Source organism: Mesorhizobium sp. B2-4-1 (assembly GCF_006442185.1).
Classification (GTDB): domain Bacteria; phylum Pseudomonadota; class Alphaproteobacteria; order Rhizobiales; family Rhizobiaceae; genus Mesorhizobium.
Genome location: NZ_VFVN01000001.1, coordinates 84658 through 111161, shown reverse-complemented (window position 1 = coordinate 111161; position 26504 = coordinate 84658). Strand labels below are relative to the sequence as shown.

Here is a 26504-nt window from a genome sequence, read left to right as displayed (position 1 = left end):
TTCGCCGCATCTCAGCAACAGCCTGACCCGAACAGACTTGCCCTTGTCCAACCAGCGTCGCCTTCCGCTCGTCCAGAGACTTTTCGTCGCCCTTGGCCTGTTGCTGATGGCTGCGGGCTGCTCGACCACGACACCGCCGGACTCTGTGCTCGCCGTGCCGGCGCCGCCGCAGAAATACGCGGCCATCGTCGTCGATATCAGAAGCGGAAAGCAGCTGTTCGAGGTCAATTCGAGGGCCCAGCGCTATCCGGCCTCGCTGACCAAGATGATGACGCTCTACCTCCTGTTCGAGGCGATGGAGAGCGGCCGCGTCTCCAAGGAAACGCAGATCCCGGTCTCCGACCACGCCGCCTCGCAGCCGCCGACCAAGATGCGCTTCCGGCGCGGGGAAACGATCGACGTCGATTCCGCCATCCGCGCCATCGTCGTCAAGTCGGCCAATGACGTGGCGGTGGCGGTGGGCGAATATCTCGGCGGCTCGGAGGACGAGTTCGCCGCCATGATGACGTCGAAGGCGCGCCAGCTTGGCATGACCAGCACCATTTTCCGCAACGCCTCGGGCCTGCCCGACGACGGCCAGGTCACCAGCGCGCGCGACATGGCGGTGCTCGGCATGGCGCTGCACCAGCGCTTCCCCCAGCATTTCCACTATTTTTCCGAAAGCGACTTCATGTTCCGCGGCCGGCTGGTGCGCGGCCACAACGACATGCTCGGCCGCGTGCGCGGCGTGAACGGCATCAAGACCGGCTATATCAGGGCTTCCGGCTTCAACATCGTCACCTCCTACGAAGCCGACGGCCGCCAGCTGATCGTGGTGGTGATGGGCGCCGACAGCGCCCGCCAGCGTAACGACCATGTCGAGGCGCTGATCCAGCGCAACCTATCGCCGGCGGTTGCCGACGCCCCGACCAGGGTGATGTACGCCGAACAGCAGTGAGCGGGCGAGCTGCGGGGCTGCCTCGCTTCGGACCAGCTTGCTCAACTATCGAAGTCAGTGCCGCCCCTCATCGCCCTGCCAGGCACTTCTCCCCGTATGGTGACGGGGAGAAGGGGCTGGCCGCAACCTCGGCACCCTTTTTGCAGCGTTGGTGATGGGCGAAACCGGCGATAACAGCCCCTCTCTCCCCCGTTCTACGGGGAGAGATGTCCGGCAGGACAGTGAGGGGCGGCGCAGTCGCTCGAAAGCGGGCGATGGCGTCGACTGACCCGATAGGAATTTTTTCTTGACAGGGTGAAGGCAACTATGCTACTCTTCTCGCTATGGTGCTGATTTGCGCCAGCCACCCGCCGCAAGGCGGGTTTTTATTACCGTCGCCCAGGGCACCAGCCAATCACTTCGTCATCCACGGGCGGAGCAAGGAGCGCAGCGACGCGGCGCGAGGACCCATGCCGCGACTCGGCAGGCGCCGCAACGGTTCGCAATTCTGCTCCACTGCGGCCAATGCCACGGAATGGATCCAGGCTCCGCGACGGAGCTTCGCCCCCGTTATGGTTCCTCGGCGGTTGATGACGATTTCACAGAGCCGCCGCCAACCTCGAATGTCTACCAGGCGAGCCCCGAAAGGCGGCCCGCTGCCCCTTCCTGTCACGCAATCGTCCGCAAGACGTGGCATAGGCATGCCAAATCGCCGCGATGCTGGCTAAGCATCGCCGCATCGGTCTATCGTCTTCCACCACAGCAGGAGCCCGCATCATGAGCACCCTTCCCAAGGCGTCCGAGCAGCAGGCGGCGGACAATGACAGCGGCGGCGAGTATTTCGAGGCGCCGACCACGGGGGAGGACCTGCACGGGGTTTCGGACGAGCATTTCGACACGCCGGAGGTGCCGGACTCCGAGCCCGCCTTGCCCGGAGCCTCGCGGGCCAAGCCCAAGAAAAGACCGTCGGCGATCTCGGGCCGCAAATTCCGCAAGCGCGACCTGGTGCGCATCGACGATTTGCGCCCGAGCCTGGCCGACCGCATCCGCTCCGACCATCCCGACCTGCCGCATGGCGCCCGCATCAGCCGCGAGGAGCTCGGCCGCTACCGCATGCGCTACATGGAGGAGCTGCTCCAGCAGGAGCACGGCGAATTTTCCGAGCTCGACCGCCAGGTGGTGGAATCCATCGCCAGGCAGGACACCATTTCGGAAAACTCGGAGGAAGAATTCGAGGAGCATCGCTCCTTTGCCGACCGCGTCTCCGACAACATGGCGGCCTTCGGCGGCAGCTGGTGGTTCCTGATCTCGTTCGCCGGCGTGCTCCTGGTGTGGATCGCCATCAACCTGTTCGAGGGCTTGAACCGCGCCTTCGATCCCTACCCCTTCATCCTGCTCAACCTGCTGCTCTCCTGCATCGCCGCCATCCAGGCGCCCATCATCATGATGAGCCAGAAGCGCCAGGAGGTGAAAGACCGCCTGCGCTCCTTCAACGACTACCGCGTCAACCTCAAGGCCGAGCTCGAAGTGCGCCATTTGCACGAAAAACTCGACTACCTCATCTCGCGCCAATGGACCCGCCTGGCCGAGATGCAGCAGATGCAGCTGGATGCGATGCATGAGCTGACCGGAGCGAAGAAGGCGAAGAGGGCGGCAAGGGGAGTGAGGAGGCGGGCGGTGCGAGGTGAGGCGGGCGGGTGAGGGGTCTTGGATTCCTCGCCCCCATAAAGTGGGGGAGAGGTGGCTCGGCGAAGCCGAGACGGAGAGGGGGAGTGCCGTACGCAACAGACTCCCGCCTACGAGGGCCGCCCGAACCCTGAGACGCGACGCCAATCTCAATTGCCCGTTGAAGCCCGCGCCCGCTTCCGCTAAGAAGCCGTGACTTGCCGGTTCACCCGGTTCGTTTTCCGGCCCGCCGGGAAGCACCCGTAGCTCAGCTGGATAGAGCGCTGCCCTCCGAAGGCAGAGGTCACAGGTTCGAATCCTGTCGGGTGCGCCAAATACCGCCGGTCCGTTCCGGACACATAGGTTACAGTTTATACTGGAGACCTGCGTAACACGTTGGCCGAAGCATGTTGAAGTGGTTTAAACCCACCCAGCCTCCTCAAAAATCCCGGCACATCATCCAGCCCCGCGCCACCGCGTCCGGCTCATAATCCGCAGACGGCGCCGCCCGGTCCCGCGATCAACCCAGACCTCGCGAAAATGCAGGTCGCGCGCGGCGGTCAGGTCGAGATGCGGGCTGGCGCGGATGTGGACCAGTAGGCCAATTTCGCCGATGCACCAACGACCCCTATGCACTCGTCGTCAACGTAGAAATCTGGTCGGTGTCGTAGCGGTTCCGCAGCTCGGCGAGCGCCTTCGGATCCGGGGAGCCCTTTGCGGCGAGCCTCGCAAGATCTTCGAAATAGTGCTCATGCCCGGGCGGCGAGACGGTCATCAGCACGCGGGCCGGTCTTTCGCCGACATTGGTGATGTTGTGCTGCACGCCGGGCGGAATGAACAGGAAGGTGCCCGGCGTCGCCCGGATCACCTTTCCGCCCACGTACCAGACACATTCGCCGTCAAGCACATAGAAGGTCTCTTCCTGCACGCGATGGACATGCAGGCCGGTGGCGAAGCCGGCCGGTATGGTCCAGTCGAACATGCTCGTGTGTCTGGTATCCGCGCCGGTGACGAGAAACACCATCGGCTGGCCCCGCAGCATGACCCCCTTGTTCTCGTCGGGCATCCGGATGACAGGGGCGGCGCTCATTTGATCCTCCATCGGTTCGCTGCTTTTTCCCGCAGCCACCGGCACAGGATGCCTCTACCCGGCCGGCCAGTCGTGAAGCCGTTGCGAAATCATTGCGAAAAGATTGCAAACGGTATCTCCTTCGGGAATGGCAACAAGCCTCGCCTTTGGCCCCTTTCGCATCGACGGCGAAGCCGGGATCCTGTTCCACGGCGACCAGCCGACGCCGCTCGGCCAACGGGCGGTCGCGCTGCTCGCGCTGCTTGTCGAACGCACGGGCAAGCCGGTCCCCAAGCAGGCGCTGATCGACGCCGCATGGCCGGGCCAACCGATCGAGGACAGCAATCTGACGGTGCAGGTCGCGGCGGCCAGGCGCATGCTGGAGAGCGCGGCCGGCGGCGGAAGCTGGATCGAGACGCTGCCGCGGCACGGCTATCGCTATGTCGGGCCCGAGGTCGCGATCGGTGGTCTCGGCCCCGAGGCGGCAACGCTGACATGGCCCGGCAAGCCCTCGATCGCGGTTCTGCCGTTCTCGAACCTGAGCGGTGATCCGGAGCAGGACTATTTCGCCGACGGCATCGTCGACGACATCGTCACCGGCCTGGCGCGCATCAACTGGCTGTTCGTCATCGCGCGCAACTCCTCCTTCACCTATAAGGGGCGCGCGGTGGACGTGAAGCAGGTCGGCCGCGAGCTCGGCGTCCACTATGTGCTCGAAGGCAGCGTGCGCAGGGCCGGCGGCAGCGTGCGCGTCACCGGCCAGATGATCGACACCTCGACCGGCGCCCACATATGGGCCGAGCGCTTCGACCGCGCCTCCGCCGATATTTTCGCGCTCCAGGATGAGATCGCGCTGGCGGCCGTCGGCGCGATCGCGCCCAGCCTGCGGCGTGTCGAAATCGAGAGGGTGAGGCGCAAGCGCCCCGACAGTCTCGATGCCTACGACCTCGTGCTGCGCGCCCAGCCGGACGTGGATTCCGGCATGCCCGAGCGGGTGACGCAGGCGCTCGTGCTGCTCGAACGCGCCATCGAACTCGAGCCGACCTATGCGCTTGCCCACGGCAATGCCGCCATGTGCCACCATTGCCTGTTCCTTCGCGCCGGCTTGCAGGAAGCCGATCGCGAGGCTTCGATACGCCACGCCCGCCTGGCCATCCTGCACGGGCAGGACGACGCCTCGGCGCTCACCCTTGCGGGGTTTTCGATCGGCATGGATGGACATGACCGCAAGGCCGCCTTCACCGCCCTGGAAGCCGCGCTCGCCGTCAGCCCGTCATCCGCCCTGACCTACATTCTGGGCAGCGTCATCCTCGGCTGGAGCGGCGAAGCGGAGCAGGCCATCGCGTGGAGCGAGCGCGGGATGCGGCTCAGCCCCTTCGACCCCTGGGCCTTCGCCGCCTTCGACGCGCAGGCGATGAGCCATCTGCTGCGCGGCCGCTATGACGAGGCCTGCCGCGCCGCATACAGGTCCGTGCAGGCCAACCGCCCACAGCATCACCTATGTGCAACTGGCCGCCGCTTTGGCGAAACTCGGCCGGCTGGACGAGGCGATGGCGGCGGCCGCGCGGGTGCGTGAGCTGCATCCGACGTTTCGCTACGGTCGGCAGTTCGCGGCCGTGCACTGTGCCCCGGCGCTCGCGCAATGCCTCGGCGAGGCGCTGCAGGCCGCCGGTCTGCCGCAATAGCGCCGGCGCGTCTTCATGGAGACCGGCCTGGGTGGCGGATGGGCGGTTCTTCGGCGCCCTTACCGCACCACGCCCCTGCAAGCCCAGGCAACATTCGCGAACGACCGTGCGCCATCCGGCCGGCCGGCCTCATAGGCATCGCGGACGGCGGCCTCGCTGCGCGTCCGCTCGGCTGGGTCGAGCGTCATCATGTATTTGCCGAGCGGGCCTTCGCCGGCCGCTATCGGCGCCCAATAGTCGTCGAAGTCGCGGTAGTCCATGCGGATCATCAGCTCGGTTTCGGTCACGTCGGCCAGGTCCTGCTCGACAAAAGTCCGCTTCATTTCGCCCGGCTGCATCATCGGCTGGAAGCAATAGCGGCTGCGCATCTGGCGTCCGCCTTCGCTGAGCGCGGCCACCGTGTCGATCATCATGCGCATGCCGGGCATGCCGCCGAGATGATCCCACACGACGGCCGCCACCACGCCGCCCGGCCGCACCACGCGGCGCATCTCGCCCACCGCCTTGCCGGCCTCCGGCACGAAGTGGAGCACGAGCAGCGCCAGCGCGCGGTCGAAACCATCGTCGGCGAACGGCAAGGCGGTGGCGTCGGCTTGCTGGATCTCGATGCGCGGGTCGGTGTTGCGCCGCTTCGCCGCCTCGACGAAGACGGGCGAAAAGTCGATTGCCGCGATCGCCGCGAGGTCGGCGGATTTCGCCAGCTCGAACGTCAGGCTACCGGTGCCGCAGCCGACGTCGAGGATCTTTTCGCCACAGGCAAGCCCGGCGAAGTCGATGAATTTGGGCGCGAGCTTGCGGCTCCAGCGGCCCATGAGCTGCTCATATCCGCTGGCGTCATGAACGGTGAAACTTGATGTCATCTCGCTCTCCCTGCGCTGAAGAGGCGAGGCTAGGGCAATTCCGGGAAAGGTGTGAGGCGGTTTTCCGTCCGCGGTCGCGCGACCTGCCTTCGACGAATGGCTAGTGCCTGGGCGTGGGCTCCGCGCGGTTTAGCCCTCACTGGCGGGTCAACATCGCCCAGCTCCGCCTTTCGGTGGGTGCCTGAAGGTCACTTCAACCGTACGATTCCCGGCCCGCCGGATCCGCGCCTCGCCAGCCCGTTCGGCATCCTGGCGCAACGGGCTGGCCGAACGCCCGGCTTCAGGGCCGCACGGCGGTCACTTCGATTTCGACCAGGAAGCCGGGACCGGCGAGGCCCGCGACCTGCACCACCGAACGCGTCGGCAGGTTCGGCTGGTCCTTGGTGCCGAAAAACTTCGTGTATCCTTTCATGAAGCCGGCAAAATCCATCTTGCCGCCCTTGGCGGGATCGCCGACCAGGAAGACCTGCATCTTGAAGACGTCGCCCATCTTCAGGCCGAGATCGGCCAGCGTCTTGTCGATCGACTTCAGCACCGAGCCGGTCTGGGCTTCGGTGTCGCCATAGGCGGCAACTGTTGCCTTGTCGGCCTTCTCGTCGATAACGGACGGCACGGCGCCGCTGAGATAGACCGTGGTTTTGCCGGCCGGCACCTCGACGGCGCGCAGGATCGGAAAATCCGAATTCGGAATCTTGTGGCGAACGACGTCGTCGGCCACGGCCGCGCCGGCCGCCAGCATTCCCGCCGCCAGCACGGCGGCCCCAATCCATGATTTCCCGATCGATGGTTTCATGACCCGTTTCCTTCCATTCGAGAGGGCGGCGAGCGCCGGAATGCCCGCCGCCGTTTGCGTTGCCGCATGAGCGGGCGACATCCGTCAATCAGCGGACATCCTTCACGTCCTGCGCCGTCACGGCATCCTTGTAGTCGTTGCCGAAATGCGTCCTGACATAGTTGACCACGGCAGCGACCTGGTCGTCGCTCATCATCTGCCCCACCGGCGGCATGCCGTTTTGCCCGTGCAGGACGAGGCTTACCGGATAGCCGCCGGTCTCCAGGTTCTTGTTCTTGGCCAGCGCCGGATAGTGGCCGGCGCCGACCGCGCCTTGCCCCTTGTCCAGGTGGCAGGCGGCGCAGACATTGGCATAGAGCGCCGCGCCGTCCTTTTCGGTGAAATTATCGCCCTGGCTGAACGTGACACCGGCCGAATCGGCGAACGCGCCGGGGGCCGTGAACGCCATGGCGACGGCCATGGCGGCGATGAGACCGCTGGGTCTTTTGAAGGAGCTGCTCATGATGGGATGCCTCGCGGGATACGGGGTGAACGAAGGGATCGGCATGGCCTCATCCCTGCATGACGCGCTGGTGCAGGCGGGTGATGGCGTTGAGCGAGGACAGGATCGCGCCCTCCTGCCAGGCGGGAATGTAGGAGGCATGCTCGCCGGCCAGCACGATGCGGCCGTCGATCTGGCACAGATTGTCGTAATGCTCCTTGCGTGCCTCCTCGGTCCAGTCGCCCGCGCAGCCAAGCGTGAAGGGCGAGCGGTGCCATGCCCAGGAAACGCCGGTCTCGAACTCCTGCTTGTATTGCGGGTGGATCTGCGCGCCGTATTCCACCGCCTTCTGCACGCGCTCCTGCGGGGTCATGGCGGTGAATTCGTAGGAGTTCGGTCCGTTCCATGTGTAGCAGCCGAGCAGCACGCCCTTGCCGCCGGCGTTGAAGCCGGTGCTGGGGTAGGAGATCTGCGAGATCGGCAGGTTGGTGTAGCTGACGCCGCCGAAGATCGATTCGTCCTCCTCCCAGAAACGGCGCTTCATCTGCAGGCCGACCTTGACCGAGGACGCATAGGGCACCGCCCCGATCGCCGCCTGCATGGCGCCGCCGACCTGGATTTCGATCTGGCTGAGGATGGTGAGCGGAATGGTGCACACGCACCAGTCGGCGCTGGCTTCCTGGGCGGTTCCGGGGTTTTTCGCGTCCTCATAGGTCACCGTCACGCCCTTGTCGTTCTGGGCGATCTTGGTGACCTTGGCATTGTAGGTGATGAGGTCGCCGACCTGCTTGGCGAAGGCTTCGCCGATCCTGCCCATGCCGCCGACCGGCTGGAACATGGTGGTCTGGAATTCGTAGAGCGAGAAGTTGGCGAGGCTGCCCCACAGGCGCGAGTTCAACACATCGGACGCGCCGATGACCTGACCCGCCACCGGCTCGGCGCCGATGCCGCCGCCCGGCTCCTTCTCGTAGCCGCGGAACTCGGCCGTCGCGAGGCTGGATTTGTAGCTGTAGTCCTTGTCCAGCGCGCCCCAGGACTGCAGCGCCTCGAGCAGCACCTCCTGGTCCTCCTTGGAGACGAGCCCTTCCAGTTGGCCTTTCTTGGCCACCTTGGCCAGCAGCTCCGACGTGTGGCCCTTGAAGTCGGTCTGGATCTCGCGCACGCGCTTGGGCTTGCCGCCGAAGGCCTCCGTCGAGTGCAGCAGGGCGTTGTGGTTGGTCTGCTGGAACGGCTCCAGCGTCACCCCGAGCCTCCGGCAATAGGCCAACAGCCCGTTGTGATGGTAAGGGATGCGCCAGGGGCCGGGATTGAGGTAGAGCCCCTCGTCGAACTCGCATTTCTGCGTGTAGCCGCCGAGTTCGGTGACGGTGTCGCCGCCGCGTATCGTCCAGTTGCGGCCGCCGGCGCGGGCATTGTATTCGAGGATCTTCACCTTGTAGCCGGCCTGGCGCAGTTCCAGCGCCGCCAGCATGCCGGCAAGGCCGGCGCCCAGGACGAGCACCGAAGCGCCCTTCGGGTCGCCTTCGAGCTTGATCGGTCCCTTGTAATCGGACTCTGCCGCCAGCCCCATGCTGGTCATGGCCTGGTACATTGCGGCGCTGCCCGCCGTAATGCCGATCATTTTGAGAAGGTCGCGCCGGCGCATGCCGGCAAGGGATTGTTCGAGCTGCATGTTAGTCTCCTCGATCAGCGGCACGCCGCGATCCGCCGCCTGTTGCCCCCGCAAGCTCGAGGCGAGCCCCGGTGGACGACGCAAGGCTATGCCTGCAACCCAATCTGTTCAACCAACACGCCGCGCTTGGAACAAATGTCCTCGAACATTGGCGCAATAGGGCTCTCGCGGCGTCGCTGGCCGGCATTTTTCACGCCTTCGCGGCCTCGGGGCCGGCGGCCAGACCGCTTGCTGTGCCAATTGAAAGGGCACGCCTGGCTGGCCCGACAGCGGAAAAGTCCGACGGGAAAGTCCGTGGCCTGCCGGCGCTCGCGGCGCCGGTTTTCATCGCCCAAATGCTTGCCTTGTCGGCCGGGCGGTCAGCCTGCCACGGCCCGCACGCTCTCCCTCTCCACCAGCGGACATTCCAGCTTGGTGATAGGATAGCGCCCCCGTCCCACCTTCGCCGGCGCTTCGAGCTGTTCGATCGCCCATTGGCCCATCGCCATATGCGGCAGGATCGAGGTGGTCAGCGGCGGGAACAGATGCCGGGCGATTTCCTCGTCGTCGTAGCCGACCACGGAGATGTCTTGCGGGATGTGCAGGCCGGCTTCCTTCAGCGCTTCGTAGCAGCCGATCGCGGTGCGGTCGTTCTGGCAGAAGATGGCGGTCGGGCGGTCCTTCAGCGCCAGGAGCTTGACGGTCGCGGCATAGCCGGCACTTGCCGACCAGTCGCCCTCGACCACCAGTTCGGGATCGAAGGGGATGTCGGCGGTGGCAAGCGCGCGGCGGTAGCCCTTCAGGCGGTCCTGTGCCGCCTGCATCCAGGGCTCGCCGGTGATGGTGGCGATGCGGCGGTGGCCATGGCTGATCAGGTGCCGGGTGGAGCTCTGGCCGCCGGCGATCTCGGAGGGCACCACGGCGGGGAAGGCGTAATCCGACGTGTAGCAGTTGAGCAGGATCACCGGGATGTCGAGGCTGTAGAGGAAGTCGGGCGCCGTGATCTCGCGGGTGAAGATGGTCATGTAGATCAGCGCCGAAATGCCCCGCCTGGTCAGCGCCTCTATGGCGCGCGGCTCCATCACGGCATCGCCCATGGTCTGCGCCACCAGAAGCACGTTGCCGGCGTTCCACGAGGCCTGGCGCGCGCCCTCGATGGCGACGACGGCTTCCGGGCTGGTGGCGAGCTGGTCGACGGCGAAGCCGATCACCCCGTCCAGCCCGTCGAAGGCGGCGGCCGGCGCCTTCAGCGCCGAAAAGGCCGGCGCACTATAGCCCAGCGCGCGCGCCGCCTCGATCACCCGCTCGCGCGTCTGCCGCGACAGTTTTATGCCAGGCGAATTGTTGAGCACGAAGGAAACAGTCGCCTGCGAGCAGCCGGCGGCGCGCGCAATGTCGGTCATGGTGACCCGGCCCTTGGGCTTCACCGGCGCCTTGCGGCGCCTTGCCGTCGCGATATCGGTGGTCTCGCTCATGCTGTTCGTGTTCCCCAGCCTGTCCGGCCTGCCCGGCGACCATCAAGGCCGCGCCGGTTTATAGAAATATCGGCTAACTTATACCTATTAGCGGACGACGGGTCTACTGGCTAGCCGGCTCCGGGCAGCTCAAATCACAGCATATGAGCCGATTACCCCGTTTGCCCCAAGCCATTGCGTTTCAGGCAAACCCAACGGCGTCGCCGCCGGCGTGGTCGCCATCGAACGCAACTAATACCGTTTACTAATACGAAAATGCGCTGTAACGTCGGTCCGTCGCGTCCGTTTTCCCTGGGGCGCGGTGCATGCGAATGGCCCGATGGCAAGCGGATAGTACCCCCGCGAAGCCTTGTCGCGGACATGTGATATGTCAGACAAATCGGACTATTTACGAACGGGGGATGAGTCTCTAAAGTCCGTCGCCGTGGCTGGAACGACGCCATCTTCAGTGCCGGGAACCCTTGAGGAGGAGGGCGTCCAAGCCGCGAACGGCAAATCAGACAAGTGCAGGATCGGCCGGTCCGACGACCGGCCAAAACGGGAGGTTGAACATGAAATCCTTGATACGCAATGCATCCGTGGCCACCGCGGCGCTGCTGCTTGGCCTGACGGCGAGCACGATCGCGCGCGCCGACGACAAGCCGACGCTGGCCTTCGTCGTCAACGGCGCTTCCGACTTCTGGAAGGCGGCCGAAGCCGGCGTCAAGAAGGCGCAGGGCGAACTGCCCGACTACAATCTCGAGCTGAAATATCCCGAGCAGTCCTCGGTCGCCATCCAGCAGCGGCTGATGGACGATCTGGTCACCGCCGGCGTCAAGGGCATCATGGTTTCGGCCGTCGATCCCAAGACCTCGACCGACGGGCTGAACAAGATCGCCTCGGAAACGGCGCTGTTCACCACCGACAGCGACGCTCCGCAGACCAAGCGCGTCGCCTATATCGGCTCGTCCAATGTCGATGCCGGCAAGCAGGCGGCCGAAATCGCCAAGAAGGCGATGCCAGACGGCGGCAAGTGCCTCGGCTTCGTCGGCCTGCTCGGCGCCGACAATGCCAAGGAGCGCATCCAGGGCATGAAGGATGGCCTGGCCGGCACCAAGATCGAGCTCGTCGACGTGCGCGGCGACGACATCGACCAGGCCCGCGCCAAGAAGAATGTCGAGGACGCGCTGGTCGCCAGCCCCGACGTCACCTGCATGGTCGGCTTCTACTCCTACAACACGCCGCGCATCTATGAAGCGCTGCGCGATGCCGGCAAGCTCGGCTCGATCACCGTCGTCGGCTTCGATGACGATCCGATCACCCTGGGCGGCGTCAAGGAAGGCACCATTGCCGCCACCGTCGTGCAGCAGCCCTTCGAGTGGGCCTATCAGGGCATGAAGCTGATGGCATCCTATCTCAAGGGCGACAAGTCGGGCATCCCGGCCGACGGCCTCATCATCATCCCGACCAAGATCATCGGCAAGGATGACGTCGACGCCTACGCCGCCAATCTGAAGGCGATGGCTGGAAACTAAGACCGAAGGCAGTTCAGCCGGCTCAACGTCGCTTGAGCCGGCTGCTCTCGCATTGACGAACCCTTCGAGGCCAGTCAGTCTGCCAAGAGGTCGGCCCGCCAACGCTGTCAGGCATGATGAATTATTCCGACACATCCATCGCCGCGACCACCCCGTTCCTCAGTCTCGAGAACGTGCGCAAGACCTATCCGGGCGTCGTCGCGCTCGACGGCTTCTCGATGGAGGTCAGGCCGGGCGAGGTCATCGGTCTCGTCGGCGAGAACGGCGCCGGCAAATCCACCTTGATGAAGATCCTCGGCGGCGTGACGCGGCCCGACAGCGGCACCGTCACCGTCGACGGCACCGCCCATGACGGCCTGAGCGTCGAGGGCAGCCTGGGCTCCGGCATCGCCTTCGTCCACCAGGAACTCAACCTCTTCGAGAACCTCGACGTCGCAGCCAACATCTTCTTCGGCCGCGAACCGCTGCGCGCCGGGCCGCTCAGGCTCGTCGACCGCGCCAGGCTGCGCGCCATGGTGGCGCCGCTCCTAAAGCGCGTCGGCGCCAATTTCTCCGCCGACACGCCCGTCGCCGAACTGTCGCTCGCTCAGCAACAGATGGTCGAGATCGCCAAGGCGCTGTCGATCAAGGCAAGGCTGGTCATCCTCGACGAACCGACGTCGAGCCTGCCGATCGCCGAGACCGACAAATTGCTCGACGTCATCAGGGCGCTGAAGGCGGACGGCATCAGCGTCATCTTCATTTCGCATCGCCTGCACGAGGTCGAGCGCGTCGCCGACCGCGTCATCGTGCTGCGCGACGGCATGCTGGCCGGCACCTTGCCCAAGCGCGACATCAACCACGACCAGATGGTCAAGCTGATGATCGGCCGCATGCTGAAGGAGCGCGAGAAGGCTTCCGAGGCGGCCCGCGCCCCCGGCGCCGTCGCCCTGTCGGCCAAGGCCATCCGCACCCCGACCTATCCCGGCCGCCCGGTAGATCTCGACGTCAGGCGCGGTGAAATCCTCGGCCTTGCCGGCCTTGTCGGTTCCGGCCGCACCGAGCTGGCGCGGGTGTTCTTCGGCATCGAAAGCAGCCTTGGCGGCACGCTCGAGCTCGCCGGCAAGCCGCTCGCCCTGGGCTCGGCGGCCGATGCCGTCGCGCACGGCATCTTCCTAGTGCCGGAGGACCGCAAGCTGACCGGCATCCTGCTCGACCTTTCGATCGCCCAGAACATTTCGCTGCCCAACCTGCCGGCGCATGCCAAGCGCTCCTTGGTGTCGACCAGCGCCGAAACGGCAACCGCCGAGAAGCAGAAAAAAGATCTCGGCATCAAGGCGCCCTCGGTGCAGACGCGCACCGGCACGCTGTCGGGCGGCAACCAGCAGAAGGTCGTGCTGGCCAAATGGCTGGCGATGAACCCCAAGGTGATGATCCTCGATGAGCCGACGCGCGGCATCGACATCGGCGCCAAGGCGGAGATCTACGGGCTGATGCGTGCGCTGGCCGACGCCGGCGTCGCCGTGCTGATGATCTCCAGCGACATGGAGGAGGTGATCGGCGTGTCCGACCGCATCGCCGTCATGCATGAGGGCCAGATCTCGGGCATTCTGGACAAGGACCAGTTCAGCCAGGAAAACGTGCTGCTGCTGGCGGTAGGCAAGCAGCCGAAATAATTCTGCCGCCGCGCCGCGGAAGCGCTCGGGCCGGCATTGGGAGAAGATGATGAGCAAGAAAGATCTCGGCCTGCTGATCCTGATCCTGGTGGTCGGCGCCATCGTCGCCATCATCAATCCGCGCTTCCTGCTGCCAATCAATCTCGCCAACACCTCGAACCTGATCGGACTGTTCGGCATCCTGTCGATCGGCCAGGCCTTCGTCATCATCACCGGCGGCATCGAATTGTCGGTCGGCTCGCTGGTGGCGCTGCTGGGAACGCTTTTCATCGACTTCATCGCCGTGCGCGGCATGGAATGGCCGCTGGCCTTCGTGCTCATCCTGGTGCTCGGTGCCATCATCGGCCTGGCGCATGGCTGGCTGATCACGCGGCTCAAATTGCAGCCCTTCGTGGTGACCTTGTGCGGCCTTTTGATCTATCGCGGCGTCGCCCGCTTCTACACCGCCGACGGCACCGCCGGCTTCGCCTTCGGCCAGAATTTCCCGGAGCTCGAATTCTTGACCGCCGGCCGCTCCTGGGGCGTGCCGAACTCCTTCTTCGCGCTGATGGTCATCGCCATCGTCATGTGGGTGGTGCTGCACCGCTCGGTGTTCGGCCGCTATCTCTACGCCATCGGCAAGAACGAGGAAGCGGCGAAATATTCCGGCATCCGCACCGGGCGTGTCGTCATGGCCGCCTACGTCATCTGCGGGGTACTGACGGCGCTGTCGGCGATCTATTTCGCCATGTACACGCGATCCATCTCGCCGGCCAGCCACGGCCAGTTCTACGAGCTTTACGCCATTGCCGCGGCCGTGCTCGGCGGCTTCTCGCTGCGCGGCGGCGAGGGCTCGCTGATCGGCGTCATCCTCGGCACCGTGCTGCTGCAGGAGCTGCAGAACCTCGTCAATCTGCTCGGCATCCCGTCCTCGCTCAACTTCGCGGTGATGGGCGGCGTCATCCTCATCGGCGTGCTGATCGACCAGCAGTGGGGCGTGTTCCGCGCGCGGCGGCGCATGGTCGACGCCAGCCGCAAGAGCATCGCCGGGGCAGCGGCGGAATAGTCAGGGGCAAAAAGCCGCCGTCCGCCGTGGCCGTCGAAAGATAACGCCGCTCTATCTCGCCCGCCCCGCAATTCCGCTCGATCTGTTGTCGGCCGTATCTGTGCGGCCCCAAGTGACTTGAGTGCAAAAGGGGGGCGGCATCGCGAAAACGGTCTTGCGAGCTTCCATCCGGATTGGAACGAAACCCTTATCTGGGCGTTGTTCAAAGCTTTTCTATTCGGAGGCATTGTCATGGCCGCGAATCCGCTAAGCACCGCCAAGGTGGGAGGTCATCCCATCCATCCGATGCTCATTCCCTTTCCTGTCGCGTTCCTTGTCGGCGCGTTTCTCACCGATTTGATGTTCTGGGGGACTGCCGACGCCTTTTGGGCACGCGCGTCGATGTGGCTGATTGGAGCAGCCATCGTCATGGCTCTCCTGGCGGCGATTGCCGGCTTTATCGATTTCCTGAGCGAGCCGCGCATCCGCGCCCTGACGGACGCCTGGTACCACATGGTCGGCAATTTGACCGCCGTCGTTCTGGCGCTGATCAATTTCTATCTTCGCTACAGCCAAGGCGCCGAAGCGGCAGTTCGCCCATGGGGAGTGCTGCTTTCATTGATCGTTGTCTGCATCCTGCTGTTTACCGGCTGGAAAGGCTGGGAAATGGTGTACCGCCATCACGTCGCGGTTCTGGACGCGCCGACACAACCTTCGGCAACGCCGTCGGCCAGCACGCGTCGTGCCGATCACGACCGGCACGCGGCATAAAAGGAAGGTGTTTCGATGTTCAGGTCAGGCGAGCGCCACCTGACCATCAACACCTTTAGTCGATCAGCCCCGACATGTCGGAGAACGCCATCGCCTTGCGCAGCACCTCGGCAAAGCGCTCGCCTGCCGCTTCGCGCGAACCGCTATTGTCGATCGAGGTGACGCCGGGTCCGGAGAGCGTCACAGGGGCGCTGCGCGCCAGGCGTGCCAGAACCTCCCCGCGCGACTCGCGGCCACGCATCGCCAGCCGCCCGGCCAGCACATCGGGCGAAGCGGTGATCTCGACGATGACCAGATTGGCATAGCGCTTTCGCAAGGCAGGGATGATCGCGCGCGATACGTTGGCGACAGCGACATGGCCGTTGGCCACTGCCCAATCGACCTCGGCCGGCAGGCCGTAGCGCAGGCCGTGCGCCTCCCAGGAGACGGCGAAGGCGCCGTCGGCTTCGGCCTCGATGAAGGCGGCATCGGCCAGCGTGTCGTGATCCTCGCTTGCCGTGTCGCTCGGTCTGGTGATGACGCGGCGCACGAACTCCAGCCGCGTCTCGTCGGCGAAAAGCGCCTTGGCATGGCCGATGATCGTATCCTTGCCGGCGCCGCTCGGGCCCACCACGGCAACGAAGACGCCGTCGCGTATCGGAAACGCCTCGGCCGACAGTTCACGCTCGATCAATGCCGAAGCCATCACGCGACCCGCCGCCCCTGCCGCCAGACCGTGCGCACCACTGGAACGTGGTCGTCGAGGCGCACGCGCACCAGGTCGGCCCGGCGGCCCTCTTCGATGACGCCGCGATCGGAAAGACCGACGGCCTCGGCCGGGTTCTTGGACACCATCGCCACCGCCTGCGGCAGGGAAATGCCGTCGACGACGTCGCCAAGAAAGAAGGCGGACTGGATCAGGCTGAAGGGGATGTAGTCGGACGACAATATGTCGAGCAGGCCGTCGCTGGCCAGCGTGCGCGCCGAGACGTTACCAGAATGCGAGGCGCCCCGCATGACATTGGGCGCGCCCATCAGCACGCCGAGGCCTGCATCCTTCGAAGCTCTGGCGGCCTCCTCGGTGGTTGGGAATTCGGCAACGCGCACGCCTTGCTCGATGGCTTCGTCGACATGGCCCGTCGTCGCATCGTCATGGCTCGCAAGCACGATCCCGCGCTCGTGGCAGGCGGCGGCGATGAAGACGCGGTTCGGGGCCGAATTCCGGGCCGATTCGCCCATCCGCTTCTCGCAGAATTTCTGGAAATCGTGATCGGTTAGCTTCAGCTTGCGCTGATAGTAGTAGGCGTAGGTTTCGAGGTTGACGAACTGGCGCTGGCCTGGCGCATGGTCCATCAGCGAGGCGAGCTTCACCCGTTCGTCCGTCTCGAAATTGGCGAAGGCCCTGAGGCAATCCGGCGCCGAGACCTCGCAGCGTAGATGGATGAAATGATCGGCCCGCAATCGATCCATCCGCACGCTGTCCTCGATCGCATCGGCGAGCTTGCGGATGTCGGCGGCGTTGAGATCGGCATCCTCGTCCATGCCGACACGCAAGGCATCGAGCACGGTGGTAATGCCGGCGGTCGCCACTTGCGCGTCATGGGCGAGCACGGCGGCGATCGGGTTCCACCGCACCTTCGGCCGCGGCGCATAATGGCCTTCGAGATGATCGGTGTGAAGCTCGACCAGTCCCGGAATGATGAAGTCGCCAGCCATGTCCTTGCCGGCTCGGACGGCGCCGGCGGATATGTCGGCGATCAGACCGTCACGCATCACGAGCGAGCCGTCGATGATCTCGTCGGCAAGAACGATGCGGGCGTTGCTCAGAATGGTCTCGGCGGTCATTTCAGGCAGTCCTTGGTTTTTTCTGGCCTTTACGGCTTGTTGCTTCAGGCGGTTTTTCTGGCCGGACGGCGCCCGAGCGCGTGCTGGGAAAGCACCATGAACGGGGCGCCGGGTTCGGGCTCGATGAACAAGGTCAGCGCGTCCACCGGAACCGGCTGGCGCAGCACCTCGGCGAACAGGCCCTCGATTGCCAGGCGAAGACGAGGGCTTTCCTGTGGCCCGGCCCTGCCGGACAGCGTCATGTGAAAGCGGAAGCTCTCGAAGACGTAAGGATAGCCCCATTGGCAGAGATTGCGGAATTCGCCCGGCTTCAGCGAGTCCGGGCTGCGCCGCTCGATCTCGGCCTCCGTCAACGGCGCGCGAAAGCGGTCGAAATCGCGCACCACATCATCGGCGAAGCGATTGAGCGGAGGCAATGGCGCCTCCGGCACCAGCGCGAAGAAACCGTCGATCTGGCTGACGACGAGACGCGGGATCATTACAACGGGCGTCGCCTCGGCAAAGGCGTCGAGCGCTGCGCGCAACGAGGCTTCGGTTTCGTTGGCCGCTAACCGGAAAGGGGCTTTCAGCGTTGCGTGAAAACCATAGCGCCGTGCCGATGCGGTGTGGAAGGCGACTTCCGCCGCCGACAAATCGCCCACCGCCTCCACCGGTCGCGTCGCGGCGCCGAACGGGTCACGGCCCAGCCAGTTGGCGGCGATCCGCGCCAATTTTTCGTCCTGTTGGGGGGTGAAGTAGATGGCGTAGCGCATCGAAGATCCTCGTCAGCCCGTTGCCATAGGTGATTTCCATGACGGATTGACGAAGCTTTGAAGGGTTTTCGAAGGCAAATCGACCCCGCCGGTCCTTAGCCGACGATTTTTCTGATCTGGACCAACAGGTTCAGCCGTGAACCCGCAACGGTCAGGCCTTCATCAGCCATTCGTGCTCGGGCGCATTGTGGAATTTCCACGTCCGCTTCGGGCCGGCCATGACGTTGAGATAGTAGAGGTCGTAGCCATGGCAAGCCGCGCAGGGGTGATAGCCCTTGGGCACCAGCACGACGTCGCCGTCCTCGATCGCCATCGCCTCGTCCAGCGCGCGGGACCCGTCCTTGTCGGCGTCGGTATAGACCCGCTGGAAAGCAAAGCCCTGCGGCGGGTTGAGGCGGTGATAATAGGTTTCCTCGAGATAGGATTCGTCGGGCAGATTGTCCTGGTCGTGCTTGTGCGGCGGGTAGCTCGACGTATGGCCGCCGGGCGTGATGACCTCGACCACCAGCAGCGAATCGGCCGGCTTGCCCTCGGGCAGGATGTTGGTGACGTAGCGCGTATTGGTGCCCTTGCCGCGCACCTCCTGGCCGAGGTCGTCAGGCCCGATGACGCGAACCGGCAGGCCGCCGTTCAATCCCGGCGCCGAGCAGACCGCCAGTTCCAGTCCGCTATCAGCCGTCACCGACCACATCGATCCCTGCGGCACATAGACAGACCATGGTTTGCCTTCGAACGGCGACATGCGCTGGCCGAGCAGGCCGAGATCCTTGCCGCCGGCCGTGACCGTGCCCTTGCCGGTGACGAACACCAGGCAGACTTCGCGATCGTCCGTTGTTCCCGAAGCCGTTTGCCCTGATTTCAGCCGATGCAGGTCGAACCCGACATAGGTCCACCCGGCGCTTTGCGGGGTGACATGCGCGACACGGCCATGGCCCTTGTCGGCTTTGACCAGCAGCTTCGACATCCGGTTACTCCTTCGGTTCGACTTCGGCGGGCGCCTTGTTCTCGTCGGCCGGCTTGTAGAGATAAAAAAACTGCCAGACGCCATAGCCGGCGAAGCCCAGCGCGATCACGCCCCAGAACGGCGTGCCGCTCGCGAATTCGATGATCGACCAGATGACGCACACCGCGACGACGGCGACACGCCGCCACAATGGCCGGAAGAAGGGGTGCTCGGAATCTTTCATCGCGGCAACCTACAGCAGGCCCGGCCTGGCGAGAACCCGATCAGACATCGGGGAAGCCCTGCGTCTCGACCGTATAGCCGGCCGCCGTCATCACCCGCATCAACTCCTTGTGGCCCACCTGCGCCATCTTGAGCGGCGGGTTCTTCTTCGGGTCCTGTTCGGCCTCGACCACGAACCAGCCTTCATAGCCATGGTCGGCGAAACGCTGCACGATGGCGCCGAAATCCAGCGAGCCGTCGCCCGGCACGGTGAAGGCGCCAAGCGCCACCGCGTCGAGGAAGGACTGCTTCGTGCGGTCGAGCTTCTCGATCACGCCCATGCGCACATCCTTCACATGCACATGGCTGATGCGCTTGTGGTGATTGTCGATGGCGCGCAGCACATCGCCGCCGGCAAAGGCCAGATGGCCCGCATCGAGCAGCAGCGGAATGCCCGCTCCGGAATGGCGCATGAAGGCGTCGAGCTCCGCCTCGGTCTCGACCACCGCCGCCATGTGATGATGATAGGAAAGCGGCATGCCTTGCTCGGCGCACCATTCGCCGAATTCGGTCAGGCGCCTGGCATAGGCCTTCATCTCGTCGCCCGAGAGTTTCGGCTTGTTGGCGAGCGGCTTCGAGCGGTCGCCCTGGATCGAACGGCCAACCTCGCCATAGACGATGCAAGGCGCGTTGACCGCCTTGAACAGGTCGATCATCGGCTGGATGCGATCCTTGTTCTTGCTCATCTCCTCGTCGACCAGCGTGCCCGAGAACCAGCCGCCGCACAGCGTGACGTCAGCCGCCTTCAGGATCGGCAGCATCACCTTGGGGTCCTTGGGAAAGCGCCGTCCCATCTCCATGCCGGTGAAGCCGGCCGAACGCGACTGGCGTAGGCACTCCTCCAACGACACGTCGTCGCTGAGTTCCGCAAGATCGTCGTTCCACCACGCGATGGGGGACATGCCCAGTTTGGCTTTCAAGTCGTCACTCCGGTTCTTGTTCACCCTCCCCCTTGTGGGGAGGGTCGCTGCGAAGCAGCGGGGTGGGGGTGCGGCGCCAGACCCCACCCGGACCTTCGGTCCGACCTCCCCACAAGGAGAGGTAGGGGGTGGGCAGCGCCGAGATCAATCGCCGACGCTCTGCATCCGCCGCTTCTCGTCATAGACCTTGCGCGCCGCGTTCACTTGGCTGCGCTCGGAGACTTCCGGCACCGCCACGTCCCACCAGTGGCCGCCGGCATCGGTGGAGACCAGCGGATCGGTGTCGATGACCAGTACCGTGGTGCGGTCGTTGCCTTTCGCCTGAGCCAGCGCCGTCTCCAGCCCTGCGATCGACGAGACCTTCTCGGCGATCGCCCCCATGCTCGCGGCGTGCGCGGCAAAGTCGACGTCGGGCAGCACCTCGTGGCGCGCGTCCTTCAGGAGATTGTTGAAGTTGGCGCCGCCGGTCGCCATCTGCAGCCGGTTGATGCAGCCAAAACCCCTGTTGTCGAGCAGCACGATGGTCAGCTTCAGGCCGAGCATCACCGAGGTGGCGATCTCGGAATTGAGCATCAGATAAGAGCCGTCGCCGATCATGACGACGACCTCTTCGTCAGGCTTGGCCATCTTGGTGCCGAGCCCGCCCGCAATCTCATAGCCCATGGTCGAGAAGCCGTATTCTGCGTGGTAGGAGCCGGGCGCGCCGGCCTGCCAAAGCTTGTGCAATTCGCCCGGCAGCCCGCCGGCGGCGTTGAGCAGCGTCACGCCGGAGCCCATGGCGCGTTGCACGGCGCCGATCACCTGCGCGTCGGAAGGGTAGGCGGCATTGGTCGACGCCGTCACCTTGGCGGCTTCGGCCTGCCATTCCTTCTTGCCGGCTGCCGCATTGTCGGTCCAGGCGGATGGCGCCTTCCAACCCTTCAGCGCGGCACCGAGTTCGGCCAAGCCTTCGGCCGCGTCGGCGACCAGCGGCGATGCCCGATGCTTGCCGGCATCGAAAGGCTGCACATTCAAGCCGATGATGGTCTTGCCCGAATTCTTGAACAGCGCCCAGGAGCCGGTGGTGAAATCCTGCAGGCGCGTGCCGATGGCGAGCACGACATCGGCCTCTTCCGCCAGCCGGTTGGCGGCCGACGTGCCGGTGACGCCGATCGCCGCCATGTTGAGCGGATGATCGTCCGGCAGCGAGGATTTGCCGCCCTGCGTTTCGCCGACCGGAATGCCGGCGCCTTCAACGAATTTCGCCAGTTCGTCCGAGGCCCGAGAATAGAGCACGCCGCCGCCGGCGATCACCAGCGGCTTGCTTGCGCTCTTCAGCGCTGCAACCGCAGCCGCCAATTCAGCCCGATCCGGGCGCGGCCGGCGCTGGCGCCAGACCCGTTCGGCAAAGAAGCTCTCGGGATAGTCATAGGCCTCGGCCTGCACGTCCTGGCAGAGCGACAAGGTCACCGGCCCGCATTCGGCCGGGTCGGTCAGCACGGCCATGGCGCGGTTGAGCGCCGGGATGATCTGCTCCGGCCGCGTGATGCGGTCGAAATAGCGCGACACCGGACGAAAACAGTCATTGACCGTCGCCGTGCCGTCGGAAAAATCCTCGGCCTGCTGCAGCACCGGGTCGGGAATGCGGTTGGCGAAGACGTCGCCCGGCAGAAACAGGACAGGCAACCTGTTTACATGCGCAAGTGCCGCCGTCGTCACCATGTTGAGCGCGCCGGGTCCGATCGAAGAGGTGGCGGCCATGAAGCGGCGACGGAAATTGGCCTTGCCATAGGCGATCGCCGCATGCGCCATCGCCTGTTCATTGTGGGCGCGGAAGGTCGGCAGTTCGTCGCGCACCTGGTAGAGCGCCTCGCCGATGCCGGCAACATTGCCGTGGCCGAAGATGGCCCAGACGCCGCCGAAGATCGCTACCTTTGCGCCGTCGATCTCGGTCTTCTGTTTGCTCAGGAAACGGGTCAGCGCCTGCGCCATCGTCAGGCGGATTGTCTTGCTCATTGGTTTCCTCCGCAGTCCCAGTGCCCGTGCCTTCTTATGCTGCTTTACGGCCGCGCGCGGCAAGCCATGCCTCGGTCAGCTGCTCGAAGCGCGATGCCATGTCGGCAACCGCTTCGTCGTCCGACATCCTGCCGGAAAGCCATTGTTCGGCGGCGTTGATGAAGATGGTGCGGCCGACCGCGAAACCCTTCACGATAGGAGCCTTGGCCGTCGCTGCGAAGGCGGCCTCCAACTCGTCCTGCGGCGCCTCCAGGCCGAGCAGCACGACGCCGCGGCACCAGGGGTCGTTCTTCAGGATCACGGCCTCGATCTTCGTCCACGCGCCTGCGGATGCCTGCGGTTCGAGCTTCCACCAATCCGGCTTGATGCCGAGTGCATAGAGTTCCTCAAGCGCGCGCGGGATGGTCTTGTCGTCGAGCTTGCCGTGCTTGCCGGCGATGATCTCGATGAGAAGCTCCCTCCCCACTTTCCGCGCGGCCTCGAACAGGGCGCGCAATTTCTGCTGCTGTTCCTCCTTCAAGCCCGGCGGATCGTCGGGATGATAGAAGCACAGGCATTTGATGCAGTGTTCGACCGGCCATTCGGTGAGCTGCGAGCCGATATCCTGCGAGAATTCGAAACGCAGCGGCCGCGAGCCCGGCAACTCTACCGGCCGCCCGAGCCAGGCAAAGGAATGCCTGGCGAATTCGAACATCGCCTCGCGGCCATGTCGCTCGTCAAGCAGCATGCCGTAGCCGTCGCGTCCGGCGGCGACCTTGGCCGCCGCCTTCACCGTCAGCACCTTGAAATCCTCGATGCGCGAGGCATCGGCGCCGGTCTTGGCCGCGACGTCCTCGAGCTGCACCCGGTGATCGCAGGCGAACGCCATCAGCGAGGGAATGTCGTGCCGGCGCGTCGTTGCCCAGTGGATGTGGTTGATCGCCTCGTCCTTGCGCAAGGCCAGATGCCTGCTGCCGTGTTTGAGGAAGAACTGCAATTCCTCGAAGGTCGGATATTCCGGCGCACACAACAGCCGCGACACGGCGAAGGCGCCGCAGGCATTGGCCCAGGTTGCCGCCGTGGCAAGGCTTTCGCCGCCCAGCCAGCCGCGCAGGAGGCCCGACATGAAGGCATCGCCGGCGCCAAGCACGTTGTAGATCTCGATCGGAAAACCCTTGCCGACCACGCCGTCCTCGAGATCGTCGCTGATAGGCCCGTCATAGACGATGCAGCCCATGGCGCCGCGCTTCAAGACGATGGTGGCCGGGGACAGCGAACGGATCGTCTTCAGGGCGCTCAGGCAGTCGTCGGCGCCCGAGGCGATCATGATCTCTTCCTCGGTGCCCACGACGAGGTCGCAATCGGGCAGCACCGTCTTCAACTGCGCCGAGACGCGGTCGGACTTGACGTAGCGCTCAAAACCTTCGGCGTGGCCGGCCAGGCCCCAGAGGTTCGGCCGGTAGTCGATGTCGAACACGACCTTGCCGCCCTTGGCCTTCATGATGCGGATCGCCTTACGCTGGGCTGCATCGCTGTGGGGCCGGGAAAAATGCGTGCCGGTGACGACGACCGCGCGAGCCGAGGAAATAAACGCCTCGTCGATATCCTCCTCGGCCAGCGCCATGTCGGCGCAGTCGGAGCGGTAGAAGATCATCGGCGAAACGCCTTCGCTCTCGACCGAAAGCAGCACCAGCGCGGTCAATCGCTCCTTGTCGGTCTTCAGCCCGTCGGTGTTGACGCCTTCGCGCTTCAATTGTTCACGGATGAAGCGCCCCATCTGCTCGTCGCCGACCCGCGTCAGCAGCGCCGAACGCAGGCCGAGCCGCGCCGTGCCGACCGAGATATTGGCGGGGCAGCCGCCGACCGACTTGGCGAAGGAGGTGATGTCCTCCAGCCGCGAGCCGATCTGCTGGCCATAGAGGTCGACGGAAGCCCGGCCGATGGTGATGACGTCGAGCGCAGCGTATTTCGCGTCCACGGCTTCGCTCATTGGAACCTCCCGTCGGGCCTGTTATGTTGGGGTACACGCGCGAGCGGCAGCGTGGCGCCGAAAAATATGAAATAATAATTCCAATCCATAGTCAATATGGAATGAGCATTCCCCGATCTAAAATCGCCTTTTGCCTTCCACTCAGGCCTTGCGCCCTTTGCCGGGGTTGCGCCGCTTCTCGCCGACGCCAACGGTCAGCGCCATGGCCAGCGCCATCGTCGCCGATAGCGAGCGGAAGCCGGCAAAATCCGCCTCGGCAACCTCGAACCAGACGCTGGCGAACTGAGCAAGCGGTGAAAACGAGCTGTCGGTGATGGCAATGATCGGCACGCCCTGTTCCGAAATCGTGCGCGCCTCCTCGATCGTGGCCGGCGCATAGGGCGAGAAGGAAATGGCGACGACGGCATCCGCGGGCGTCGCAAAGCTGACCATCTCGGCGTTGAGGCCGGCGGCTGATTCGATCAGCTGGTTGCGGATCTTCAGCTTGCCAAGCGCATAGGCGATGTAGGACGCCACCGGATAGGAGCGCCGCTTGGCCAGCACATAGATGGTCTGTGCCTTGGCCAGCAGGGAAATCGCTTCTTCCAGATGCGCGTCGTCCAGCGTGCGCGAAATGTCGTTGAGCGAGGTGCTGGCGGCGGCGACGAAGCCGTCGAAGATCGCCCGGTGGCCGGCGCCGCCCTCGGCCTTGGCGCGCAGCGCCTGCAGCCGTTCGTCATAGGAGGAGTTGCGCTCGCGCAGCCGTTCGCGAAACACCTGCTGCAGGCTGGTGAAGCCATCGAAGCCGAGCTGCTGGGCAAAGCGGACCAGCGTCGAGGGCTGCACGCCGGCCGAGGCGGCGATGCTGGCGGCGGTGCCGAAGGCGATATCGTCGGGATTGTCGAGCGCATAGGCGGCGATCTGGGCGATGCGCTTGGGCAGGCTTTCGCGCCGATCGAGGATCGTGGCGCGCAGCGTCTCGAAGTCGCGAGGTACCCGTTCGTCCATCGTCGGCCCGTCCAAGCTCATCGGTGAAGCGTCCTCTCTGCCCCATCATAGCGAGGCTGCGCAAGAACACCATAAAAAATGAGGCAGACATTCCATTCCGAACAAAAATGGACTAATTCATCCACGTAGCATCTATGACGGTGGAGGAACGGAAAATGGTCGGCGTCGGTCTTATCGGCACGGGATTTATGGGCAAGTGCCACGCCATCGCGTGGAGTGCCGTCGGCGCCGTCTTTCCAGACATGACCAAACCGCGGCTTGTCCATCTCGGCGAGGTCAATGAGGATCTCGCCAGGCGCAAGGCCGGCGAGTTCGGTTTCGCCAGGGCGTCCGGTGACTGGCGCGCCGTCGTCAACGATCCCGAAGTGGACGTCGTCTCGCTCACCACGCCCAACCAGTTCCATCCGGAAATGGCCATCGCAGTTCTCGAGGCCGGCAAGCATTTGTGGTGCGAAAAGCCGATGGCGCCGAGCTTCGCCGAAGCCGAGGCGATGGCGGCCGCGGCGAAGAAATCCGGCAAGGTCGCGGCGCTCGGTTACAATTACATCCAGAGCCCGGCCATCCGCCACATCGGCGCGCTGCTCGACGAAAACATCATCGGCGAGGTCAACCATCTGCGCATCGAGATGGACGAGGATTTCATGGCCGATCCCGAGGCGCTGTTCTTCTGGAAGCACGAGGCATCTTCCGGCTATGGCGCGCTTGATGATTTCGCCGTGCATCCGCTGTCGCTGGTGTCGACCCTGTTCGGCCGCGTCGCCAGCGTCATCTGCGACATGGCCAAGCCCTATGCCGACCGCAAGCTGGCCGCCGGCGGCCGCCGCGCGGTCGAGACCTACGACATTGCCTCCGTGCTGATGCATCTGGAGAACGGCATCGCCGGCACGCTTCTGGTCAACCGTTCGGCCTGGGGCCGCAAGGGCCGCATCGCCGTCCAGATATTCGGCTCCAAGGGCTCGATCCTGTTCGACCAGGAGCGGATGAACGAGTTCCAGCTCTACCTCACATCGGATCGCCCGACCGAACAGGGCTATCGCACCATCCTCGTGTCGCCACAGCACAAGCCCTACGACCTGTTCGTCCCCGCGCCCGGGCACAGTCTTGGCTTCAATGATCTCAAGATCATCGAATGCCATGAACTGCTGACCCGGCTCGCCGGCAGACCGGCGCGGCTCATCGAATTCGACGAAGGTCTGGAGATCGAGCGCACCGTGCATGCGATGGCGCGATCGTTCGAGGAGAAGCGCTGGGTGGATGTAAGGTAAGGTTCGCT

At 64.8% G+C, this 26504-nt stretch carries 22 protein-coding genes, 1 tRNA gene and 1 pseudogene; 9 read left to right on the top strand and 15 right to left on the bottom strand.

Annotated elements, in window-relative coordinates:
- Positions 1-43 precede the first annotated feature (43 nt).
- The 3 genes from FJ949_RS00565 (at position 44) to FJ949_RS00550 (ending at position 2915) form a co-directional block, all read left to right on the top strand.
- Entirely contained in the window at positions 44-937 is an 894-nt protein-coding gene (locus FJ949_RS00565) for a D-alanyl-D-alanine carboxypeptidase family protein (RefSeq protein WP_140491292.1), read from the top strand.
- A 756-nt stretch (positions 938-1693) separates the two neighbouring features.
- Positions 1694-2617 carry a DUF1003 domain-containing protein gene (locus FJ949_RS00555; RefSeq protein ID WP_140491290.1) on the top strand — a complete coding sequence of 308 codons (924 nt, stop codon included), beginning with the start codon at positions 1694-1696 and terminating at the stop codon, positions 2615-2617.
- Positions 2618-2838: 221 nt separating this feature from the next.
- Positions 2839-2915 (top strand) — tRNA-Arg (locus FJ949_RS00550).
- A gap of 294 nt (positions 2916-3209) precedes the next feature.
- On the opposite strand, the gene FJ949_RS00540 is transcribed toward FJ949_RS00550, so the two are convergent.
- On the bottom strand, positions 3210-3671 hold the full coding sequence (locus tag FJ949_RS00540; RefSeq protein WP_140491286.1) for a cupin domain-containing protein: 462 nt from the start codon (positions 3669-3671) through the stop codon (positions 3210-3212).
- 127 nt (positions 3672-3798) lie between these two features.
- On the opposite strand from FJ949_RS00540, the pseudogene FJ949_RS00535 reads away from it, so the two are divergent.
- Positions 3799-5335, top strand: a pseudogene (locus FJ949_RS00535) (winged helix-turn-helix domain-containing protein).
- Positions 5336-5394: 59 nt separating this feature from the next.
- On the opposite strand, the gene FJ949_RS00530 reads toward FJ949_RS00535, so the two are convergent.
- The 5 genes from FJ949_RS00530 to FJ949_RS00510 all read right to left on the bottom strand — a co-directional run bounded on the left by FJ949_RS00530 (position 5395) and on the right by FJ949_RS00510 (position 10595).
- The gene (locus FJ949_RS00530; RefSeq protein WP_140491284.1) at positions 5395-6195 is read right to left on the bottom strand and encodes a class I SAM-dependent methyltransferase; all 801 of its coding nucleotides are present in this window, start codon (positions 6193-6195) and stop codon (positions 5395-5397) included.
- Positions 6196-6475: 280 nt separating this feature from the next.
- The gene (locus FJ949_RS00525; protein WP_140491282.1) at positions 6476-6988 is read right to left on the bottom strand and encodes a RidA family protein; all 513 of its coding nucleotides are present in this window, start codon (positions 6986-6988) and stop codon (positions 6476-6478) included.
- Positions 6989-7076: 88 nt separating this feature from the next.
- Positions 7077-7490 carry a cytochrome c gene (locus FJ949_RS00520; protein ID WP_140491280.1) on the bottom strand — a complete coding sequence of 138 codons (414 nt, stop codon included), beginning with the start codon at positions 7488-7490 and terminating at the stop codon, positions 7077-7079.
- 49 nt (positions 7491-7539) lie between these two features.
- Complete coding sequence (locus FJ949_RS00515) at positions 7540-9141, bottom strand: flavin monoamine oxidase family protein (RefSeq protein WP_224646224.1); 1602 nt, start codon at positions 9139-9141, stop codon at positions 7540-7542.
- A 359-nt stretch (positions 9142-9500) separates the two neighbouring features.
- Positions 9501-10595, bottom strand: a complete 1095-nt coding sequence (locus FJ949_RS00510) for a LacI family DNA-binding transcriptional regulator (RefSeq protein ID WP_181172082.1) — start codon at positions 10593-10595, stop codon at positions 9501-9503.
- A 551-nt stretch (positions 10596-11146) separates the two neighbouring features.
- Here FJ949_RS00510 and FJ949_RS00505 point away from each other — a divergent pair.
- From FJ949_RS00505 to FJ949_RS00490, 4 genes are all read left to right on the top strand, one after another.
- Positions 11147-12109, top strand: coding sequence for a sugar-binding protein (locus FJ949_RS00505; protein ID WP_140491278.1), 963 nt, complete (start codon positions 11147-11149; stop codon positions 12107-12109).
- Between the two features lie 116 nt (positions 12110-12225).
- On the top strand, positions 12226-13764 hold the full coding sequence (locus tag FJ949_RS00500) for a sugar ABC transporter ATP-binding protein (protein ID WP_140493406.1): 1539 nt from the start codon (positions 12226-12228) through the stop codon (positions 13762-13764).
- Positions 13765-13813: 49 nt separating this feature from the next.
- On the top strand, positions 13814-14809 hold the full coding sequence (locus FJ949_RS00495) for an ABC transporter permease (RefSeq protein WP_140491276.1): 996 nt from the start codon (positions 13814-13816) through the stop codon (positions 14807-14809).
- A 231-nt stretch (positions 14810-15040) separates the two neighbouring features.
- Entirely contained in the window at positions 15041-15559 is a 519-nt protein-coding gene (locus tag FJ949_RS00490) for a DUF2231 domain-containing protein (protein ID WP_140493403.1), read from the top strand.
- A 55-nt stretch (positions 15560-15614) separates the two neighbouring features.
- On the opposite strand, the gene phnN is transcribed toward FJ949_RS00490, so the two are convergent.
- From phnN to FJ949_RS00445, 9 genes are all read right to left on the bottom strand, one after another.
- Positions 15615-16247 (bottom strand): phosphonate metabolism protein/1,5-bisphosphokinase (PRPP-forming) PhnN, encoded by a 633-nt coding sequence (gene phnN / locus FJ949_RS00485; protein WP_181172083.1) that lies wholly within the window; start codon positions 16245-16247, stop codon positions 15615-15617.
- Positions 16244-17383 (bottom strand): alpha-D-ribose 1-methylphosphonate 5-triphosphate diphosphatase, encoded by a 1140-nt coding sequence (locus tag FJ949_RS00480; RefSeq protein WP_140491272.1) that lies wholly within the window; start codon positions 17381-17383, stop codon positions 16244-16246. Before FJ949_RS00480 ends, phnN begins: the two co-directional genes overlap by 4 nt.
- Before the next feature lie 44 nt (positions 17384-17427).
- Positions 17428-18135, bottom strand: a complete 708-nt coding sequence (locus FJ949_RS00475; protein ID WP_140491270.1) for a DUF1045 domain-containing protein — start codon at positions 18133-18135, stop codon at positions 17428-17430.
- A 151-nt stretch (positions 18136-18286) separates the two neighbouring features.
- Positions 18287-19099, bottom strand: a complete 813-nt coding sequence (gene iolB / locus FJ949_RS00470; RefSeq protein WP_140491268.1) for a 5-deoxy-glucuronate isomerase — start codon at positions 19097-19099, stop codon at positions 18287-18289.
- A gap of 4 nt (positions 19100-19103) precedes the next feature.
- The gene (locus FJ949_RS00465; RefSeq protein ID WP_140491266.1) at positions 19104-19322 is read right to left on the bottom strand and encodes a DUF3329 domain-containing protein; all 219 of its coding nucleotides are present in this window, start codon (positions 19320-19322) and stop codon (positions 19104-19106) included.
- 40 nt (positions 19323-19362) lie between these two features.
- Positions 19363-20280 carry a myo-inosose-2 dehydratase gene (iolE, locus tag FJ949_RS00460; protein WP_140491264.1) on the bottom strand — a complete coding sequence of 306 codons (918 nt, stop codon included), beginning with the start codon at positions 20278-20280 and terminating at the stop codon, positions 19363-19365.
- 144 nt (positions 20281-20424) lie between these two features.
- Complete coding sequence (iolD, locus tag FJ949_RS00455) at positions 20425-22275, bottom strand: 3D-(3,5/4)-trihydroxycyclohexane-1,2-dione acylhydrolase (decyclizing) (RefSeq protein ID WP_140491262.1); 1851 nt, start codon at positions 22273-22275, stop codon at positions 20425-20427.
- A gap of 34 nt (positions 22276-22309) precedes the next feature.
- A complete protein-coding gene (gene iolC / locus FJ949_RS00450; RefSeq protein WP_140491260.1) occupies positions 22310-24244 on the bottom strand; it encodes a 5-dehydro-2-deoxygluconokinase in 1935 nt (644 codons plus the stop codon).
- A 141-nt stretch (positions 24245-24385) separates the two neighbouring features.
- Positions 24386-25231, bottom strand: coding sequence for a MurR/RpiR family transcriptional regulator (locus FJ949_RS00445; protein ID WP_181172088.1), 846 nt, complete (start codon positions 25229-25231; stop codon positions 24386-24388).
- Between the two features lie 155 nt (positions 25232-25386).
- Here FJ949_RS00445 and FJ949_RS00440 point away from each other — a divergent pair, with 155 nt between their 5' ends.
- Positions 25387-26496, top strand: a complete 1110-nt coding sequence (locus FJ949_RS00440; RefSeq protein WP_140491256.1) for a Gfo/Idh/MocA family oxidoreductase — start codon at positions 25387-25389, stop codon at positions 26494-26496.
- The last annotated feature ends 8 nt before the right edge of the window (positions 26497-26504 follow it).